Genomic DNA, 18760 nt, shown 5'->3' with positions numbered 1-18760 from the left:
CACCGCACATGCCGGTCCGCCGCCCGGCCGGGCGCCCATGCTGTCGGGCCGAGGTCAGACCTCCTTGACGTCCGTGAGATGAGCGAACACGACGACGTTGGCGGTGTATCCGGTCTTGCGATCGAATTTCCCGCCGCACGTGAGGAGTCGAAGCTCCGGACGGCGGGTCTTGCCGTAGACCTCGGTGTCGGGGAACGCTTCCTTCTTGTAGGTCCGTACGGTGTCGACGGTGAAGACCGCCGTCCTGCGGTCGGCACGCAGAACGTTGATGGTGTCGCCGGGGTCGAGCGCGTTCAGGTTGAGGAAGATCGCGGGACCGGTCCGCGTATCACGGTGGCCGACAATCACAGCGGTGCCTTCCTCACCCGGGCTCGGACCGTTCCGGTACCACCCGGCCAAGCGCGGATTGTCCACCGGCGGGGTGGCCAGGCGTCCGGCCCGGTCGAGCCCGAGGCCTGTCACCGGCGCCTCGATGGATATCGCAGGCACCGACAGCTTCACCGTGGAGGAACGCGGCAACGGTGGGTGGGAGGCCCGGACCGGTCTGGGCACCCGGGGGGTGGCGGCCTCCGCCCTGTGCACGGTGGTGACCGGCATGTCGGCGGGCATGTCACTGCATGCCCGGACCATGCCGGTCACCAGCGAAACCGTCACACTGATCGTGATGGCGAGGCGGCAGGCCCGGGTCGGGCCGCGTCGGCGTCGGGTACTACGCGGCGCCATGGGTGCGGTGACGTGCCCGTCGGACGAGGACGAGGCCCGCCGCTCCGGCGGCACCCAGGACGAGCAGGGGCGCCGTCATGTCCGACGAACCGCCGTCCTCGGCCCCGGGCACGCCGCCACCGCCCGCGCCGACCGGGCCGCGCGGCGTGCTGCCCTTGTCGTCGCTGATGGCGCAGTCGACTCGGAAGGGCTTCTGCTTGGGGATTCCGCCGGGGAACGTCCAGGTCAGCTGGTACATGCCTTCGGGGAGCGAGTAGTCGGCGGTGTGGCCCCGGCCGCCGGCCATCGTGATGCCCCCGGTCAGAGTCGGCTTACTGGGCATCTTCGGCTGCGCGGTGATGGTCCAGTTGACCAAGGTGACCGTTTCGAAGTTGGCCGCGGAGAGGTTGAACTTGCAGACCTTGGACTCGTCCCTGCTGTCGTTGAAAGGGGTTCCCGCTTTGTGGATCTTGATGTCTCCGGAGTCGCCGGGAGCGGCGAGGGCGGCCGGTGCCCCCCACAGGGCAACCCCTGCGAGGACCGCCGCTGTGAGGGTTGCCGGACCCGTGCGGACAGCGCGGGAGCGAAGAGATGCTGAAGTGATCATGGGGGTGGGACTCCTTCGAGCCAGGACGATTGTCATACCGGACATTTATGGAGATCTCACATTTCGCTCGCGAAGACGCGCAAAGCGTCGACGAATCGCTAGATATGACCTGACTGGCCGACAGGCGGGGTCCCGCGAGGACCAGCGCACGCGAAGGAAGACGCCCGCGCAGCGTCGGGGCAGCGGCTGCGTTGCAGACCGGGCATCGGTCCGGTCCGGGCCGGCCCCCGCTCGCATCCGTAGGGCGCCGCGCCGTACAGGTACTGGCGGGTGACAACTGGTCAGCGCCGGGTGTCTTGCCGGGAAGGGATGGTTGCCTGGGCGCGAGGCGCGCCAGATTCTTCTCCGTCCCTGCTGCACGCGACGGTAGTCCCCACAACTGCCCCTCATCCAGCCGGGCGGAGCATGACGGTTGGCCCGGGCCGTTCGCGGGTGGCGCTCCGCCGGTGTGAGCTGCTGCAGCGGCTGGGTCATCGCGTTACTCCACAGTGCGGCCGATGAGTTTGTGGCTCCCGGCCAGTCCAAGCTCGTGATACCCGAAGAAAGGACACCTCCATGTCGGAGCTTCTCGTCGACTTCATCACCTCCCTTGACGGTCACGCATCGGGAGAGGGATGGCCCGGGTTCTGGGGACTCGAGGGCCCGGAGTACCTCGCATGGCTCGGCGAGCAGCCCGAGGCCACCTACCTGATGGGAGCGAACACCTACCGCCTGATGTCGGGCTTCGCCGCGGGCGAGGTCCCGAATGGGCAAGACGAGTTCAGGCCCGAAGAAGAGGCGTCCGTTGACGAGCTCACCCAAGCGTCCAAGATGGTGTTCTCCTCCTCACTCAAGGAGCCACTGACGTGGGCCAACTCCACGCTCGTGCGCGACGACGCCGTCGAGGCGGTCCGCGCCATGAAGTCGAGTGGCTCAAGGCTCCTCAGCACAATCGGCAGCCTCAGCCTGTGCCGCTCCCTGCTACGAGCCGGACTCGTCGACCGCTTCCGGGTGGTGATGTTCCCCGTGATCACCGGGGCCACGGGCGAAGAACGCATCTACGACGGCTACCCGGACGTTGCCCTCGAGATGATCGAGCACCGCACCTTCGACGGCCGCATCCAGCTGGTCGAGTACAAGCCCCGCGTGCTCGAGCACGCACCGCTCGGCGCCCCTGCATGACACCGCTCCGGCGCTCGGCGTCCGCCGGGCGCCGCGCGGGCAGCCCTCTTCCCTGCCGGTGAGCCGTAAGGAGTTGAAGGTCCGCCTGGTCTGCCCGCTGCCCGCTGCCCGCTGCCCAACGGTGCAGCAGTGACCGTTCGCTTCAGCGCGCTGCCACCTCTTTGCCGCCGCGCCGGACCGCACGAGGCGTCATCCGCAGAGGCATCCGCCTCGCCGGGCGACGCCGCACTCGACGGCGGTGGCCGTGCGCCGAACCCGCGAGGAGCCAGATGCTCCACGTGCCGTTGGAGTACGGCGTTCGGAACCAGACCTTGCCGCCCGCGCCGATGGCCGAGATACCGATGTGTGCTCTGCTGTTCTCCTGCCTCGGGTCGGCGTCGATGCGGCTCTGGGCCCATCGCCCAGGGACATCCAGCCGTTCCAGGAGCCGTGGGGGCGTTTCCAGTTCGTCCACACCGCGTTGTCGGTACCGACAACGAACTCCTGCACCCTCCCGTCGAAGAGGAGCGTCCGCGAGACGCCGTACTCACAGATGTACGCCGCTCCGTTCCCGTAACAGGTCGAGGGTTGGGCCGGCGCGGTCGACACTGCAAGACCGGCCACGGCGGTGACCGCGACGAAGGCGGCCTGCAGTCTTTTCGCTTTGAAATAAGAGATGTTCCCGAAGTGGCTGGGGGCTGTCATGTACCGAATCAGGGAGGTGCCGCCGATGCCGGTCCCAGTGTCCGGTTCGCCGCCAACGTTCCGCTGACGTTTCCCGGCCGCCCCGCCGACCTGTCATTCCCAGCAGTGCTCAGTAGGCATCGCCGGCCAATCGGTCCTGCCTTCGAAGCGGTCACGCCGACTGGGCGCAGCAGGAGCAGGAAACTCCGAGCCCTTGGCGCCGCCGGGCATCCCCTGAGCCTGATCGCCTCCCGGCGGCCCAGCTCGCGGCGGGAGTGCAGAACAGGGCCCGCGCCGCACGCGCTGGGGTTGTGCGGGTCATGCGTCTGTTCGGGGGTCATGAGCTGGAGGGATGGGGACAGGGGCGAAGGCACGGGAAGGTCTCTCCGGGTACGGCCGGGCGCCCGCCGGGCCGGCGAAGAGAAAGGATGCCTTGTGTCGAAGGTCGAAGAGTCCATTGAGGTCGACGTTCCCGTGCGTACCGCCTACAACCAGTGGACGCAGTTCGAGTCGTTCCCCCACTTCATGGAGGGTGTGGAGCGGATCGAGCAGCGCACGGACACCTTGACGCACTGGGTGACGAAGTTCGGCGGCGTGGACCGCGAGTTCGACGCGGAGATCACTGAGCAGATCCCCGACGAGCGCGTCGCCTGGACCACGGTCGGCGGTGAGGTGAAGCAGGCCGGGGTGGTCACCTTCCACCACCTCGCCGACAACAAGTCGAAGGTGATGCTGCAGCTCGACTACGACCCGGAGGGGTTCGCGGAAAACGTCGGGGACAAGCTCGGCTTCGTGAAGCGGCAGATTACTGGTGACCTGAAGCGGTTCAAGGAGTACATCGAGGACCGCGGCCGCGAGACAGGCTCCTGGCGCGGCGAGGTCTGACCCCAGGACGGCCGCGCGGCCGCCTTCCGGTGAATCGCACCGCAGCACCCCCCCGTGCGGACGCGGAAAGGGGTCGCCCAGATGCGGTTCCCCCGAGGCGCCGGGCCCCGCGAGAAGTGGCCTCGGGCGCGGCATCGCCCGGGGCACCGCGCGTCGTTGGCCCCTACGGCTCGTCTGTGCCGGTCCAGCACCCACGCTTTTTCGATATGACATGATCTTTGTCGACTCGGTCACCACTTGTGGTACGTAGGTACCTTTCCGTGCACCCTCGAAAGGTGTGAGCGAGAGCGAGGGTGTCGCGGGCGGGCTGGGCCTCCCCGCGCGGGTGCGGTCGCGGTACGCCTGGGCACGGCTTGGATCCAGGCCTGAAGATTCGCTTGGCGTCGAACACGTCCCTGGTTCAGACAATTGACCAGGCCACTTGACGCGGCACCGTTCCCAACAGGACGTGGCATCGCACCTCCGGCGTCCGGGCGTACCAGCCTGGGACGGCCTTCGGAGGACGCACACGGAACGCGCGCCGGGACCTCCAGCCACGGCCCCGGGGGGCGTAACCGGCAGCGGGTCAGAAGGCGGTGTTCTCGAAGGCGCTGCTGTGGACGCTCCAGCAGCCCGGCCGGGCCAGGAACGACCGGGCCGCCTCCTCGCTGGTACCCCGTGCCGGGGCCATTTCGTGCGGCGGCGCGCCGGCCGCATTGCGGGCGGCCTCGTACCCGGCCCGTCCCGCGATGACCTCCAGCCGGCGGACCGCCCGCACCCCTGTCGCTGGGTCGTCCGTGGCGAGTGACTCCATGCGGGTGCTCACCTGTGCCGGCAGTTCGGCCAGGTCGTCCGGCAGTGCGATGGCGGCACGGTCGACAGCCTGGACGTGTTGGTCCCAGTCCACGGACCAGGTGTCGGCGTCCCGGTAGGCGGCATGGGCCAGCGGTTCGTCGCCGATGCGTTTCCAGTCCAGTGGACGGGCACCTTCCCACCCCGCACGTGCACGCTGCCCGATGTGCTGCCGCCCGTGGCCCGTGGAAGGGGCGGCCCTCGTAGGGCACCCACAGGTCGGAGGTGGTGCCGTACGACGCCTGTCCGTCGCAATACACCGGTGGCGGGACGCTCCCGTCGGGAAGGATCACGCCGGCCCTGCCCTCATGCGACGCCCCCACCTCGTTCGTGTCCCGACTCTCTCCTCCCGCACATCCTCCCCGGCGACGGCCACCTCCCCCGCCCCTCCCGCTCCCCCAGTGCTTCCGGGGGCTGGTACGACGACGGCTAGCCGGCTCCGGGCAAGGGGCGGATTTCCTCGGGGTAGCGGTCGTACGGGCACTGCGGGTTCATGCTCTGTTCCACGTTGAGGCACAGCACCTCGTCGGCCCGTGCGGCGGACTCGTAGGGCATCTTCCACTGCGTCTTCTCCCGCAGCGCGACGTCGAGGCGCCACAGGGTGGCGATCTGGTTTTCCGCGAGAGGCTTGGTGCGGTCCGGCGGCGCCGACCGCCATTCGATGGCGATCGTCGGACCGCACTCGATCCAGCCGTGGCGATGCACCAGCCGATTACCTTGCGCGTGATGGGCAGCTCCCGGTTGACGGTGTCGGCGTCCATCTCGTCCGCCCGCGCCGCCGCCAGCTCGGCCAAGCCCTCCGGCAGCGCCGGGCCGTCGATCGCGGCGACGGAGAAGCCGGGCGGTTTCGCGCCTCGGCGGGCGGGCCCGGTCCAAGTCGCAGTCTGACCCAGCCCGGCGAAACCCGTGAGCCCTAGCCTCGGCTACGTATCATCGACTTCAGCAGCCCGTGGGTCTCGTCATCGGCGGCGACCAGAAGCCCACGGCCTCCCTCACCAATCGGGGCACCGTCGATCCCAGAGACAACGCAGCCAGCTGCCCGGCACAAAGCCATTCCGGCGGCGAAATGCACGCTCCTGGAGTGGTCGCCGCCATCGGTGACGTACGCGGCGCGCTTGCCGGCAGCGACCCAGGCCAGCGCCAGCGTCGTGGACACGACCCGAGGCCGGAAACGTTCGACGAACTCGGAGTGGGCCAGCAGATCCACGGCCCGGAACCCGGGCGCACTCGGGAACGGCGGATCCAGGTTGACATCGACCAATCGAGTAGCGGGCGAGGGCATGAGTGGTGCGTCGTCGGCCCCGTCATGCCGCACCCAGGCGGTCTCCCCGTCGGTGAAGAAAACCTCACCGCTGAACGGGTCGGCCACCGCCGCCGCCCCATCGCGGAGCGCCACGTTGACGGCCACCAGCATGCTGCCCACGGCGTAGTTCAGCGTGCCGCACAGGGGATCCACCAACCACTGGCGTTGAGCGTCGGCGGCGCCGTGCTGCCCGCCTTCCTCGCCGAACACCGCGTCATCGGGCCGTGCGGCGCGGATGACGCCGAGGATCGCCTTCTCGGCCTCCACATCGGCGGCGGTGGCAAAGTCCCCGGCGCCCTTGTCGATGCGGTCGAGCCGCCGGCCGTACATGTTGCGGATCACGTCCGCGCCGGCCTTCGCCCCGGCTATCGCGACTGCAGCATCGTCAGAACTCGCGTATGAGTTGATCACACCGTGCAGCGTATCGAGGCAGAACTACCGCTCCGGCAAACCCTCCCGGTCACAGCACTAGGGAAGCCAAGTACTCCTTGCGCTGCACCGATCACCGCCCCGCGATGAGCAGCCGATAGCCATAGTCGACGGAGTCCCGCTCCAGCAGGTCAGCATGGCGACGGTGCCAGGCACCCGAAGCCAGGTCTGCGCGCAGCCGCTCGATCGCCGGCTCGACCACTGACGCAGGCATCTGGGCGAAGGTGGAATTCGCCTGTCGGATGTCGGGATCCAGGAAGTGCTCCGGACGCCGCCAGTATGCGCTCTGGAAGCCGTCGGTGAAGTCGTGCGGAATGGGGAACGGCAGCACCGTGTGCGCTTCCAGTGCTTCCACCACGGTGGACAGGGGCGTGAAGCGGGCCTGCTCAAACTGGCGGATCTCCGGAAGGTACTCCTCGATCAGCCACAGCTCGGGCAGATGATACGGATCGAAGGTGAAGAGGACCTGCCGACGGGAGACGCGCCGCATCTCCTCAAGGCCACGCTGCAGGTCGGACCAGTGCTGCACCGTCATCACCGCCATCGCGGCATCGAACGTGCCGTCCTCGAAGGGCAGGTCCTCCGCTCCAGCCAGAACCTTCTTCCTGCCCGGATGCTGGTCGAGCATCACCTGTGACGGATCGACCGCGGTGACCGCCATGTCGGCCGGTTCGTAGGAGCCGGCGCCCGCGCCGATGTTGACGACAGTGCGTGCCCCGCCCAGCGACTGGTGAATCATGGCAGCCAGGCGGGGATCGGCCCGGCGGACGTTCTGGTATCCGATTCCGATGCGGTCGTACGTCGCCGTCAGCGGGGCCGGTCCCGAAGCAGAAGTAGTCATGAGCTGGATCTCATCAGTCGATCACCAGCAGGACAAGAGATTTGAGGCCATGCCTGACAGCGGCCAAGACCTTTTCCTCATGTACGGCCAGCGGTTCCCCGCTCGCGGCCCCCACCGGCGGCCAGTTGTTCTCCCCGGGCCGCTAGCGACGAACACGTGGATTGACGTACGTACCATTCCCTGCTGCGCCTGACCGCTGTTCACTCGGTGACATGGCGAGGGAAGACTGTGCGGGTGGACTCTGACCTTTACCCTGACCTGGCTACTGCCGGCAGCGTGACCGCGGCGCTGGAACAACTGGCGGATGTCGTCAGAGGCGGTGTGGCGTGGGCGCAGGGCAGGAGCCTGCGGGAGCTGCAGGCCGGCCTGCCCTTTCTGCACTTCGGTGAACGCGCCGAGGCACACGAACGCGGGCCATTGGCGGTAGTAGAGCCGCAGTGGCGGAAGACGCGGACGGAGGCCGCCGAAGCCCCGGATTTCCCAGGGTTCGGCGCACTGGTGGAAGCGGCTCACGCCAACCCGAGGCTGCGGCAGTTCTACGTGTACTCCAGCCACCGGACGCTTGGCTTCAGCTCCTGCACCGGTTTCCCCTTCCGGAATGAGGTCGCCATAGCCCCGTCACACAACTGCAGCCCTTACCGCGTGATGAAGCACCCGCACGCCGACACCATGGGAGAGACCGCCACAGCCGAGGATGCCGTCGCCCTAGCGGTGTCCCATATTCCCACCGGCCTCAGCCCGGCCGTCGCGGGATCCGCCGAACGAGATGAGCCACGCGCCTCGGACTCGATACCGACCTTCGCACCGTGGTCTGCGGCCACACCCACATGCCTTTCGTCCGCCTAGCCCCTGGGCGACTCGTGATCGACCCCGGCAGCATCGGCAGGCCCCACGGACGAACCCGAGCGCTCTGGGGCCCTCCTGGGCCCGGGCGTCGAACTCCCCACCACGCCCTCCGACCTCCAAGCCGCAGCAACCCAGCTCAGCCAGGACTCGGCCTGTCCCGAAATCACCGAGTGGGCCGACTACTTCCTGCACGTTCTCGCGACGGACGCCGACGCCCTCACAACCTTCGCCCCACGGGACGGACGCGACCACACCCTGTGACACCCACTCCCCATCCACGACAGCAAGCAGCCGGACCCCGACTACCCGATCAACGGCACCTACCAACCCAAGGCGGGGATAGCTGCCACCAGGTGGCAAGTAACGCTGAGTAACCGGGCGGGGGTGCGGTCGCCTCGCGGGCCGCGTGTCCACCCTCGCGACAACGCCGCGCGGCGGATCGCACTGATCAAGATGGCGCAGCGGGCCGGTTTCGCGCTCTCGAAGTTCATGCATCCGCAGGCGAGGCCGTCGGCTACAACTGCCGCCTGCTGACCACCGGAACGACCGGGGACGCGTGAGGACGCACGGGGCACGATCACTCTGTACTGAGGGGAGCTGCCCCGGGTCTCAGAGTCGGACTGACGGGACCAGGCCGGCCTCGTACGCGGAGATGGCCGCCTCCACCCGGTTACGTGCGCCCAGCTTCGCCAGGATCGCGCTGACGTGTGCCTTCACGGTGCCCTCGACGAGGTGCAATCGGCTCGCGATCTCCGCGTTGGACAATCCCGTGCCGACTCCGGCCAACACCTCGCGCTCCCGTTGCGTGAGCCGCTCCAGTGAGCGGTGGGGGTGGGCCGCCCGGTGGGCGCGCAGTCCGGCGATGACCCGGCCGGCGACCCGCGGGGACAGGTAGGCTCCGCCGGCTCCCACCGCCCGTACACCGTTGAGAAGCTCTCTCGGGTCGTCCGCCTTCAGCAGGAACCCGTCGGCGCCCTCCTCCAGCGCGCGGGTGACGTACTCGTCCTGACCGAAGGTCGTCAGCATGATCACACCGACCGCCGACGACTCCCGGTGGAGCCGCGCCGCGGTCGTCAGCCCGTCGAGGCCGGGCATCTGAATGTCCAGCAGGATCACATCAGGGCGGTGCCTGCGGGTGAGCGCGATAGCCTCGTGCCCGTCGCTCGCCTCAGCGACCACCTCGACCTGCGGATCCCTGGCGAGGATGGCCCGCACTCCCGCTCTGACCATCGCCTCGTCGTCGGCCACCAGGGCCCGGACCGGTCGGCTGCTCGGTGTCGTCTCTTCCACGCGGCGAGCCTACGGCCGGCGCGCGACCGGGTGAACGGCGAACCCCACAGATCCGTCCCGGGACGGAGCGCACCCCTGACGAAGGGCAGGATGCCCCTGCCGTTCGACCGGTAGGCCCCGACGCCACGGACTCATAGCGTCGCCTCCGTACAGGAAACGCGATGGCCGCCCCAGGGGGAGCACCGTGCATCGGTCGGTGCGCGCCGCCGTCGACTACCGCGTTCCGCGATCGACACGAAGGAGCTCCATGATCACCCTTCGGAAACTGACCAAGCGTTACGGCGGGACCGTCGCTGTGGACGGTTTGACGCTGGACGTCAAAAGTGGGCGAGTGACTGGCTTTCTGGGGCCCAACGGCGCCGGCAAGTCGACCACGATGCGCATGATTCTCGGTCTGGACCATCCGTCCGAGGGCGAGGCGCTCATCGATGGCAAGCCGTACTCCTCGATGCGCCACCCGATCCGCGAGGTCGGCGCCCTTCTGGACGCCAAGGCGCTGCACCCGGCCCGTTCCGCACGCAGCCACCTGGTGGCGCAGGCCCGTAGCAACGGCATTCCGCTGCGCCGGGTTGACGAGGTGCTGGAGACGGTAGGTCTGGCGAAGGTGGCGCGGCGCTCCGCCGGGGCGTTCTCCCTCGGTATGTACCAGCGGCTGGGCGTGGCGGGCGCACTGCTCGGCGACCCGCAGGTACTCGTCTTCGACGAGCCGGTCAACGGCCTCGACCCCGATGGTGTCCGCTGGGTGCGTGAACTCGTGCGGTCCCAGGCCGCAGAGGGCCGGACGGTCTTCCTTTCCAGTCACCTGATGAGCGAGATGCAGCTGACCGCCGACCAGCTCGTCATCATCGGGCGGGGGAAGCTCTTGGCCGACACTCCGATGGCCGACCTGCTGGCAAACAGTTCGCTGTCGTCGGTGCGAGTGCGCACCCCGGACGTGGCGGGCCTGCGGACGCTGACCGACCATCTCCTGAAGGTCGGCGATGTGACCGTGGAGTCGCCCGCGGCCGGCGAGGTCGTCGTGAAGGGCCGCAGTGCCGAGCAGGTGGGCGACCTGGCCCACCGGCTGGGGCTGAAGCTGCACGAACTGCGGGCCGTCTCGGCTTCGTTGGAACAGGCATATATGGAACTGACGGCGCAGAGCGTGGAGTACGAAACGGGTGACACCGTGTTCGCTGGCACGGGTGCCAAGGAGACGCGGGGAGCGGGAGTATGAGCGCCGTATCGGCCGACATGAGCGACGGCCGCCGTGGCGCCACGGCCTCCGGCCACACCGGTGGCGGATTCGTCGGCGCGTTCGCCTCGGAATGGACCAAGCTGTGGACCATCCGCACGCCGTACGTCTGCCTGCTGGCCGGTTTGATCGTGACGGCGATCTTCACTTTCTACTACGGGTCGATCGCCCGGATCAACGACAAGCCGATCCAGCCGGTCGGCAACGCCTCGGTGTCGTCGGTCGTCCTCACCCAGTTCGCCCTGGTGGTTCTGGCGATGACGATGGTGACGAGCGAGTACTCGACGAGCAGCGTGCGCACCTCGCTGCTGTGGGTGCCGGTCAGGCACCACGTGCAGCTGGCCAAGGCACTGCTGGGTGCCTTGGTGGGCTTCATCACGGGAGCGGTGTGGGCTGTGCTGGGCATCGCCCTGGCCTGGGGGCCCTTCCAGGGGCATGCCAGTTTCGAGCTGTCGAAGGCGGTGTACCAAACCCTTGCCATGGGCGTCTATTCCGCCCTCGTGTGCGTGATGACGGTAGGGGTGTCGTTCGCTCTGCGGACGGCGGCGGGCGCCGTGGCCATGATCTTCTTCGTGGTCTCCGCCCTGCCCGGCATGCTGGTCGGGCTGGGGGGCCCGGTGCTGCTGGCCATCAACGAGTACATGCCGCAAACCGTGGGCGGCTATTTCATGCTGGGTAACGGCAGAGCCCCGTTCCCAGACGCAGTAAGCCTACTGATCTTGCTGGTGTGGGCCGTCGCCGCTCATGTGGCCGGTCTCTTCGTGCTGCGACGCCGGGACGCCTGACCTCGCGGCGGTACGAGCCCCGACGCCCTCGCCGCCCTACCCCCTCGTCGGGCGCCCGGGCCCGTCCCACAGAATCGACCCGGACAGGTGAGGGCATCCATCGGAAGGACAGCCGACGCACCATGCTGCAACACACGCGCATCCCCTCCACCAGGTCTGTGTACGGCGACGTTGCCCTGTGGGGTGCGCTCGCCGCCGCCACCGGTTACGGGTTCTGGGACGCGCGTACGGCCTCCCTGGTCTTGGACCTCTTTCTCCCCTTGACCGTCCTGGCGGTGGCCGTGCCGTGGTCCCGCCGACGGCCCGGGGCCGCCGTCGTGCTGGTCAACGGGTTGTGCGCGCTGGGCCTGGCCGACTCCGCGACCCCCGGCAACGCCCACGTTCTGTCGCTGGCCGCCCTGAGCTTCGTGCTTGGCGCCCGGGTCGCCGCGGCACGGCGCCCGCTCCTGGTGCTCGCCGGGTGCGTCGCGGTCGATCTCGCGACGTGCGCGGTGCTGCGAACGCCCCCCGTGTGGTGGTTCTACGCGCTGACCGTGCTGCCCGCCGCACTTCTGCTGCCCTGGCTCGCCGGACGGCACTGGCGTGGCCGGCGGGAACTCGTGCGGGAGGGCTGGCGCCTGGCCCGGAGCCTGGAAGAGCGTCAGCATCTGGTCGCGGAGCGGGCGCGGCTGACCGAACGCGCGGATATCGCGGCCGACATGCACGACTCCCTCGGCCACGCCCTGAGCCTGGTCGCCCTGCGGGCCGGGGCCCTGGAACTCTCGCCCGACCTCACCGACCGCGACCGCGCCGACCTTGCCGAGCTGCGCGGGACGATCGCGGACGCGGTGGAGCAGCTGCGGGAGACCGTCGCCGTCCTGCACGACCCGCCCGGCAGGGACACGGGGGCGGGCCTGCCCGTCAACGACACCGTCGAGGACCTCCTCGGACGGGCGGCCGCTTCCGGGGTGCCGGTGCGCTGGGAGCGACGCGGGGCGGTGCCCCCGATGTCTCCCCTGGTCGAACGCGGGATGTACCGGGTGGTGCAGGAGGCCCTCACCAACGCGGTGAAGCATGCACCGGACTGTGCGATCACGGTACGGATCACACACGAGGCCGACCGTACCCGCGTGAGTGTGGTGAACGCCGCCCCACCGGCGGGCGGATCGACGCATGCGGGCGAAGGACCGGGAAACGGCGGCGGCCGGGGGCTGATGGGGCTTCGGGAGCGGATGACGGTCCTCGGCGGTTCCTTGCGGACCGCACCCGACGAGGGCGGCTTCCACGTCACCGCCGTCCTCCCACACCAGGCCACGACCCGCCCCGGGACGCCGACGAGGGGACCAGGAACTGCGCCCGGAACGCCGACCCAAGGGGTCGCGTCGGCGTCCGAGACCGCTCCCCACCCAGACCCGGATGCGGACACGGCGCCGGGCACCGTCGTATGGGAGTCCGTCAAGCGGCTCGCCTCCGTACGGAGCGACGCCCGTCGCCGCTCCGCCGTCGCCTTCGTGGCACCTGTCGTCGCAGCCGTCTTCTTCGTGCCATCCGCCTTCTACCTGGCCTGGCAACTGACGACGAGCGTGCTGCCGCCCTCCCGGTTCGACGAGTTGACCATCGGCCGGCCTCGTGCCGAACTCGACATGCTTCTGCCGGACCGCGCCTACCCCTACCCGTCCGACCACGCCCGTTCCGCATCCCGGCCGCCCGGCGCCCGTTGCGAGTTCTACCGGTCCGGCCGCGACCTGCTGGACCAAGTCGACCTCTACCGGCTCTGCTGGTCCGGCAACACGCTGCTGACGAAGGACACCGTGCCCGCAAGCCTGTGAGCACCCCGAACAGAGTGAGGACCATGAAGTACGTCATACGCCGGATCGGGGCGAAGGAAGGGCGCGAGCTGCGCGCGATACGCCATGAGGCTCTGCTGGACCCGCCCGACGCCTTCGGTGTACGTCACGCCGTCGCGCTCCCCGACCGCACGTGGCGGGAGCAGGCGGAGAGGGCCGCGGTTGTCTCGGGTGTGTTTGGCCGTCCGGCAAGTCAGGCAAGTCCGGGAAGTAGGCCGAGGTCGGCGGCCAGGTCCCCGCGCAGCTTGGTCGAGGGAGTTCCTGGCCGGGCAGGGCCGGTTCGAGGAAGCCAGGAACCACCGCGCGTCCCGCGGACAGGTTTCGGCCGCGACGTGTTCGCGCAGCAGCGCTTCGGCTTCGGGCGGGTGGGAGCGATGCCATCGTCACCCCGCTGGGCGCCGGCGCGTTCGCCAAGATGGGCGCGCTCTCCAGGCGTCTCGAGAACCCGTCGGCCGCGTCCCGGCCCTTCGACCGTGGGCGGGACGGATTCGTACTGGCGGATTCGTACTGGCGGAGGAGGCAGGTGTGCTGATCCTGGAAGGTGGCCCGGACGCCCGCGCCCGGTCCGCGCCGGTCCGGGCATAGCTGGCCGGATATGGTGCGTCCGCCGACGCGCACCATCCCACCGCGCCCGACCCTGAGGGCCGCGGGATCTGCGCCAGCCAGGCCCTGCGTTCCGCCGGGGCGTCCGCGCGCGAGGTGGACCATGTCGACGCCCACGGGACCAGCGCCCCGCTCAACGACCGCACCGAAGTCACGGCCCTGCACGCCCTCTTCGGCGACAGCCGGTCCTCGGTCACCTCCGCCAAGGGGGTTATCGGGCACGCCATGGGCGCCGCGAGCGCCATCGAGCCGCCCTCACCGCCCTGTCCGCGGAGCACCGGCTCGTCCCGCCCGCGGCCCACTTCGAGGAACCCGATGCGGGTGTGCCGCACCGACGTGGTGACCGGCGCGGCCCGCGCACAGCACATCGCTCTCGCCGTGAGCAACTCCTTCGGATGCGGCGGGCACAACACCGTTCTTGCCTTTCGCCCCGGGTTGCCGCCGGGCGAACGAGGAACGGCGAACCGCGGCCGGGGGCGGTCGTGAGTCCCGCCACCCTCCGGATCACCGCGGACCCTCCGCAACCCAGTGGCCACAAGTTACCGGGAGGTAGTCAGAAGGTGTACCGGGAAGGTAGCGTCGGTGCCGAGAGGGAGGTCCCATGTCTCGTACGTTCACGGTGTCCGACAGCATCGTCGTCCACGTCGGTCCCGCCGATGTCTATCGGCACATCTCCGACCCGGCCCGCATGGGTGAGTGGAGCCCCGAGAATCTCGGCGCCAGCGTCCATGGCAGCGCCGGCGAGGCTCGCGTGGGCATGGTGTTCGACGGGCGGAACAAACGCGGAGCCTTCCGCTGGACCACGCGCTGCACCGTCACGGCGGCCGAGCAGGACCGGCTGTTCAGGTTCCGGGTGCACGCCATCGGGATCCGGCGCCCGCGCATCCCCGGGCCCATCGCCACCTGGGAATACCGGCTCGAGCCGGTCTCGGAGGGCACTCGGGTGACCGAGACGTGGACCGATGACCGCCGCTCGTGGCCGGACTTCGTGGCGCACGCCTTCGACCGGGTCGCGACGCGCGGCCGGACCTTCGCCGATTTCCAGCGCGGGAACATCGGCGCCACCCTGCGCAACCTCAAGAAGGTCCTGGAGTCGGCGCCCGACGCGGTGTGACCCGCCCCGACGGCGTGACGGCGGGCCCGTCTGTCGCCAGCGCGTCCCGCGGCCCCATGGGCGCGCACTCCTCACGGGGAGGGCCGTGCCGCTCGGGGTCCGGTCGCGGTACTCCGTCATTCAGCGCCCGCGGGGGCAGGAACTCAACCGCTCGTTGCTGCGCTGGTACTGCGCCTGCCCCATGTCGGACGGGCGCGGGCCGTGACACCGTTCTTGCGGCATCGGGCTCCGTCTGTGGCCCCTTACCTGCTGCGCGCCGGTGGTCGTAAAGCATAAGGCGGGCATCACGGCCGCCGCCTGTGTGACGTCCATCCTCTGGGCGGTGGCTGCCCGGGCTGCAGCCCCGGGCCCCGGCTACCTGGATCCGGCGCGGCAGAACCTCGTACGCGGAGATCCGGTAGGCCGACGTGCAGCGGGCCGCCCGCTCCGCCTCATCCACCACAGGATGCCCAGCCTGCTCACGGGCCGTCTCGTCGCCCCAGCCCTCGGCCGCGTCCGCCCAGTCGTGCGCACCGGACTTCTCCAGACCCTGGCCCGCCTTGTCGGTCACATGGTCGACGCCCTTGCCGAGGATCTTCCGGGAGGACGTCCTCCGGGAGCACTCGCTCCGGGAACACGCGGAGGGTGAGTCGATCCGGACATGCGGCAGGACGTCAACGGAGTGGCTGCCGTGACGTGTTCTGTCTCTCACTCGCGCCACCGCGAATCAGCCAACCGGGTTACTGGAAGAACAAGCTCCGCTCTGGCGGCTGTTGCGGCACGATCGGGGTGATCCCAGATGTTGACACCTTGTCCCACCGGCGTACAGCCGTGCACAGCCCCGCCGTCACTCTCGGCCGCAGAATGAGAAGTGAGGCACGCGACCTCCGACAACAAGCCAAACACGCGGCCAGGGCTGGCCGTTCAGCCGGCCTTCAGCGCTGATTGCCGACCTTGACACGTACTGCGACAGGCCGTGAGGATCAACCCCTGAAGCGATGCCAGGCCCTCGGCTCCCTCGGCTGGTTCACCACCGCAAGACACCTCTGCGGTCCGGTGCCCCCAGCTGCGGACGGGGGCACCGCCGTCCCGTGATGTCCGCTGTGAACGCGTCAGCGAAGACCGACTGCGATCGGTCGCGGAGTGGAAGTGGCCCATTGCCGTCACGCGGGCCCCTGCCGCCCCACCCGTAACGCCGAAAGGACCCCCCATGCGCCACCTGGCCGTGTTCGACCTCGACGGCACCTTAGTGGACTCGCCCCGAGCGATCGTCGAGACCTTCAGTGCGGCCTTCGCCTCGCTGGGTGAGCCCGTCCCCGACCCCGCCGCCATCCGCGCGACCATCGGTATCCCGCTGGAGCGGGCGTTCGGCGGCTTGCTGGGAGTCGATCCCGAAGACCCGTACGTACGGCGCGGCGTCGAGCAGTACCAACTCCACTTCCGGGAGCTGATCCTACCGCGCGCGTCCGAACTCCTGTACCCGGGTGTCGAGTCGGGCCTGCGGAGGCTGCACGCGCGGGGCGTCTCGCTCGCCGTCGCGACCAACAAGTTCCACGCCAGCGCCGACGCGTTGCTGCGCGCGGCCGGGCTGCGCGAACTCTTCGCCCAGGTGGTCGGCGCCGACGACGTCAGCAACCACAAACCGCACCCGGAATCGGGGCTGCTGATCCTGCGCACACTCGACGTCCCGGCCGGCCGGGCCGTCATGGTCGGCGACACCACGCACGACCTGCTCATGGCCAACGCCGCCGGGCTCAGGTCCGTCGCCGTCACCTACGGGATCCACACCCCCGAAGAGCTCGCCACCGCCGCGCCGACCTGGACCGCCCACACCTTCGACGAGGTGGTCACCCACCTCGAGGCCGCACTGCTCCCGGGGTCCGAGGCCTCCATGCCCCCGGTGCCCGAGGCGGCACTCCCCCTGGCACCCGAGGGGGCCGCGACATGACCGGGCGCGCCGCCGACTGGCTGCTGGCCGTCAGCGGCGGCGTGCTGCTCACGCTGATGACCCAGTTCAACGGTGACCTGGCCCAGCACACCGGCCCCGTGTACGCCTCGTGGGCGGCGCACGGTCTCGGTGCTGTGGTGGCGCTCGTGCTGGTGGCTCTGTTCGTCCGCCCGCTGCGGCGCCCGAAGCCGCCGGCCGACGGGACGGCGCCGGGCAGGGCGCCGCTCTGGTTCTACTTCGGCGGCATCGCCGGCGCGGTCGTGGTGATGCTCTCCGCGATCAGCGTCAACAGCGTGCTGGAGCTGGCCGGGACGGTCGCCCTGATGCTCACCGGGCAGATCCTCTTCGGTGTCGTCTCCGACCGCTGGGGGCTGCTGCGCACCCCGCGAAGGCCCATCACCCGCATGGACCTGACGGTCGCCGGATGTGTGCTCGTCGGCAGTGTGCTGATCGTCGTAGGAGCCTGATCCTTGATCTTTTATGTTCTTCTCGCGCTCCTCAACGGCGTCCTCATCGCCACCAGCCGGGCCGTCAACGGCCAGCTCTCCACGCGCGTCGGCCCCTTCCGGGCATCCGTGTGGAACCACGTGGTGGGCTTCGCCTTCCTCACCGTGGTCCTGTTCGCGTTCTTCCGTTGGCCCGATCTGGGAGCCGTTCCCCTCGCCGCGTATCTGGGAGGGGTGGTCGGCGCGCTCTTCGTCGCCGTCAACAGCCACGTCTTCCCCCGGCTCGGCGCGATGAACGCCTCGCTGCTGGTCATCAGCGGCCAGGTGCTCTCCGCCGTCGCCATCGACTGCGTGCAGCAGCGGTCACTGCCTTCGGCGCTGCGCCTGCTGGGTGTCGCGCTCGTCCTCCTGGGCCTGGTCCTGCCCCGGATCAAAGCCCATTTCCGCACCAGCCGGGACAAGGATGCCCCCCAATGTCTGACCGAGAACTGATCGACCAACTCCTCGACGACCGCACGTACCACATCGAGTTCAACGGACACCTCACCAACCACTCCAAGCACGCGGTCGTCGCGCTCGCCGGGCTCGGCGTGAGCGCGCCCCGGATCAAGGCGTACTACGAGAACTACGCGAAGCTCACCACGTACGGCTTCGGCCTGGAGCCGCCCAAACCCGACCAGGTCACCATCACCGAGGACAACTGGCGCGCCCACCTGGGACAGCGCTCCAGCTTCTGGTCGTACACCGCCTTCTTCGAGGGGCGCGTCCAGGAACTCGGGCTGGAGGAGGTGGTTTGCCGGTATCTGCCCGTGCTGCTGCCCGGCTGGGCCGGGGCCTTCACCCACGCCACCATCCACCTCGGCTGGGCACTGGAGTACGGCAGCCGCTGGATGGCGATCGAGGGGCTGGCCTACATGGCCTTCACCTACGTCGACTGTCACCCCGAGCGGATCGTGGACCGGTACGAGGAAGCCACACCGATCGACTCGCTGTTGCGTGTCGCCGGCGCCTGGGACGAGAAGCGTGAGGAGCTGAAGCGGTCGGTCGCCGAACTGATCGCCGACACGAGCCCTGTCGACGACGGGCGCATCCACCCCGAACTCCTGCGTTCCGGGCTGCAGTTCCGCATCGCCCGCACCCTGGATGCGGGCCCTGCGCTGATCCGCCCCGCCGAGGCGTGGGGGGCCGCCGAGGCCGCCCCCCACCAGTGGGTGGAGCGGTACTAAGCGGCGACGCGGGGGTATCTGGCGCGCCCCCGCGCCTTCAACCT

At 69.4% G+C, this 18760-nt stretch carries 22 protein-coding genes; 14 read left to right on the top strand and 8 right to left on the bottom strand.

Going from position 1 to position 18760, the window contains the following annotated elements; all coding sequences use genetic code 11:
• Positions 1-54: 54 nt before the first annotated feature.
• Positions 55-630, bottom strand: a complete 576-nt coding sequence (locus ACFWVV_RS25325; protein WP_384354298.1) for a class F sortase — start codon at positions 628-630, stop codon at positions 55-57.
• Between the two features lie 79 nt (positions 631-709).
• Complete coding sequence (locus ACFWVV_RS25320; protein ID WP_384354259.1) at positions 710-1309, bottom strand: hypothetical protein; 600 nt, start codon at positions 1307-1309, stop codon at positions 710-712.
• A 555-nt stretch (positions 1310-1864) separates the two neighbouring features.
• Here ACFWVV_RS25320 and ACFWVV_RS25315 point away from each other — a divergent pair.
• Positions 1865-2470 (top strand): dihydrofolate reductase family protein, encoded by a 606-nt coding sequence (locus ACFWVV_RS25315; RefSeq protein ID WP_384354257.1) that lies wholly within the window; start codon positions 1865-1867, stop codon positions 2468-2470.
• A 1098-nt stretch (positions 2471-3568) separates the two neighbouring features.
• Positions 3569-4018: an SRPBCC family protein gene (locus tag ACFWVV_RS25310; RefSeq protein WP_384354255.1), complete on the top strand. Its 450-nt coding sequence runs from the start codon at positions 3569-3571 to the stop codon at positions 4016-4018.
• A 565-nt stretch (positions 4019-4583) separates the two neighbouring features.
• Here ACFWVV_RS25310 and ACFWVV_RS25305 read toward each other — a convergent pair.
• Entirely contained in the window at positions 4584-4904 is a 321-nt protein-coding gene (locus ACFWVV_RS25305; RefSeq protein WP_384354253.1) for a hypothetical protein, read from the bottom strand.
• A gap of 374 nt (positions 4905-5278) precedes the next feature.
• Complete coding sequence (locus tag ACFWVV_RS25300; RefSeq protein WP_384354251.1) at positions 5279-5554, bottom strand: hypothetical protein; 276 nt, start codon at positions 5552-5554, stop codon at positions 5279-5281.
• Positions 5555-5575: 21 nt separating this feature from the next.
• Between ACFWVV_RS25300 and ACFWVV_RS25295 the strand changes: the two genes are divergently transcribed.
• A complete protein-coding gene (locus ACFWVV_RS25295) occupies positions 5576-5737 on the top strand; it encodes a hypothetical protein (protein WP_384354249.1) in 162 nt (53 codons plus the stop codon).
• A 25-nt stretch (positions 5738-5762) separates the two neighbouring features.
• Here the strand turns inward: ACFWVV_RS25295 and ACFWVV_RS25290 are convergent, their stop codons facing one another.
• Both ACFWVV_RS25290 and ACFWVV_RS25285 read right to left on the bottom strand, forming a co-directional pair.
• A complete protein-coding gene (locus ACFWVV_RS25290; protein WP_384354247.1) occupies positions 5763-6563 on the bottom strand; it encodes an inositol monophosphatase family protein in 801 nt (266 codons plus the stop codon).
• Positions 6564-6654: 91 nt separating this feature from the next.
• Positions 6655-7422 carry a class I SAM-dependent methyltransferase gene (locus tag ACFWVV_RS25285; protein ID WP_384354245.1) on the bottom strand — a complete coding sequence of 256 codons (768 nt, stop codon included), beginning with the start codon at positions 7420-7422 and terminating at the stop codon, positions 6655-6657.
• 234 nt (positions 7423-7656) lie between these two features.
• Here ACFWVV_RS25285 and ACFWVV_RS25280 point away from each other — a divergent pair, with 234 nt between their 5' ends.
• Positions 7657-8268, top strand: a complete 612-nt coding sequence (locus tag ACFWVV_RS25280; protein ID WP_384354243.1) for a DUF6193 family natural product biosynthesis protein — start codon at positions 7657-7659, stop codon at positions 8266-8268.
• 609 nt (positions 8269-8877) lie between these two features.
• Here the strand turns inward: ACFWVV_RS25280 and ACFWVV_RS25275 are convergent.
• Positions 8878-9558, bottom strand: coding sequence for a response regulator (locus tag ACFWVV_RS25275; protein ID WP_384354241.1), 681 nt, complete (start codon positions 9556-9558; stop codon positions 8878-8880).
• Positions 9559-9805: 247 nt separating this feature from the next.
• On the opposite strand from ACFWVV_RS25275, the gene ACFWVV_RS25270 reads away from it, so the two are divergent.
• From ACFWVV_RS25270 to ACFWVV_RS25245, 6 genes are all read left to right on the top strand, one after another.
• Positions 9806-10771 carry an ATP-binding cassette domain-containing protein gene (locus ACFWVV_RS25270; RefSeq protein WP_384354239.1) on the top strand — a complete coding sequence of 322 codons (966 nt, stop codon included), beginning with the start codon at positions 9806-9808 and terminating at the stop codon, positions 10769-10771.
• Positions 10768-11574, top strand: a complete 807-nt coding sequence (locus ACFWVV_RS25265; RefSeq protein WP_384354238.1) for an ABC transporter permease — start codon at positions 10768-10770, stop codon at positions 11572-11574. The genes ACFWVV_RS25270 and ACFWVV_RS25265 overlap by 4 nt, the downstream gene beginning before the upstream one ends.
• Before the next feature lie 122 nt (positions 11575-11696).
• The gene (locus tag ACFWVV_RS25260; protein WP_384354236.1) at positions 11697-13382 is read left to right on the top strand and encodes a sensor histidine kinase; all 1686 of its coding nucleotides are present in this window, start codon (positions 11697-11699) and stop codon (positions 13380-13382) included.
• Between the two features lie 433 nt (positions 13383-13815).
• Complete coding sequence (locus ACFWVV_RS25255; RefSeq protein ID WP_384354234.1) at positions 13816-13932, top strand: hypothetical protein; 117 nt, start codon at positions 13816-13818, stop codon at positions 13930-13932.
• 53 nt (positions 13933-13985) lie between these two features.
• Positions 13986-14489, top strand: coding sequence for a hypothetical protein (locus ACFWVV_RS25250; RefSeq protein WP_384354296.1), 504 nt, complete (start codon positions 13986-13988; stop codon positions 14487-14489).
• Positions 14490-14604: 115 nt separating this feature from the next.
• On the top strand, positions 14605-15117 hold the full coding sequence (locus tag ACFWVV_RS25245; RefSeq protein WP_384354232.1) for an SRPBCC family protein: 513 nt from the start codon (positions 14605-14607) through the stop codon (positions 15115-15117).
• Here ACFWVV_RS25245 and ACFWVV_RS25240 read toward each other — a convergent pair.
• Positions 15080-15808, bottom strand: coding sequence for a putative T7SS-secreted protein (locus ACFWVV_RS25240; RefSeq protein WP_384354230.1), 729 nt, complete (start codon positions 15806-15808; stop codon positions 15080-15082). The two genes, ACFWVV_RS25245 and ACFWVV_RS25240, sit on opposite strands and share 38 nt — an antisense overlap.
• A gap of 498 nt (positions 15809-16306) precedes the next feature.
• Here ACFWVV_RS25240 and ACFWVV_RS25235 point away from each other — a divergent pair, with 498 nt between their 5' ends.
• Genes ACFWVV_RS25235 through ACFWVV_RS25220 form a run of 4 tightly spaced genes read left to right on the top strand, consistent with a single transcriptional unit; the run spans position 16307 to position 18716 of the window.
• Positions 16307-17044, top strand: coding sequence for an HAD family hydrolase (locus tag ACFWVV_RS25235; RefSeq protein ID WP_384354228.1), 738 nt, complete (start codon positions 16307-16309; stop codon positions 17042-17044).
• Positions 17041-17511 (top strand): DMT family transporter, encoded by a 471-nt coding sequence (locus ACFWVV_RS25230; RefSeq protein WP_384354226.1) that lies wholly within the window; start codon positions 17041-17043, stop codon positions 17509-17511. The genes ACFWVV_RS25235 and ACFWVV_RS25230 overlap by 4 nt, the downstream gene beginning before the upstream one ends.
• 3 nt (positions 17512-17514) lie before the next feature.
• Entirely contained in the window at positions 17515-17982 is a 468-nt protein-coding gene (locus ACFWVV_RS25225; RefSeq protein WP_384354224.1) for a DMT family transporter, read from the top strand.
• Positions 17964-18716 carry a questin oxidase family protein gene (locus ACFWVV_RS25220; RefSeq protein WP_384422805.1) on the top strand — a complete coding sequence of 251 codons (753 nt, stop codon included), beginning with the start codon at positions 17964-17966 and terminating at the stop codon, positions 18714-18716. The genes ACFWVV_RS25225 and ACFWVV_RS25220 overlap by 19 nt, the downstream gene beginning before the upstream one ends.
• The last annotated feature ends 44 nt before the right edge of the window (positions 18717-18760 follow it).

Source organism: Streptomyces sp. NPDC058663 (genome assembly GCF_042716745.1).
Taxonomy (GTDB): domain Bacteria; phylum Actinomycetota; class Actinomycetes; order Streptomycetales; family Streptomycetaceae; genus Streptomyces.
The sequence above is the reverse complement of the archived record's forward strand: the minus strand, read 5'-3'. Positions and strand labels throughout refer to the sequence as shown.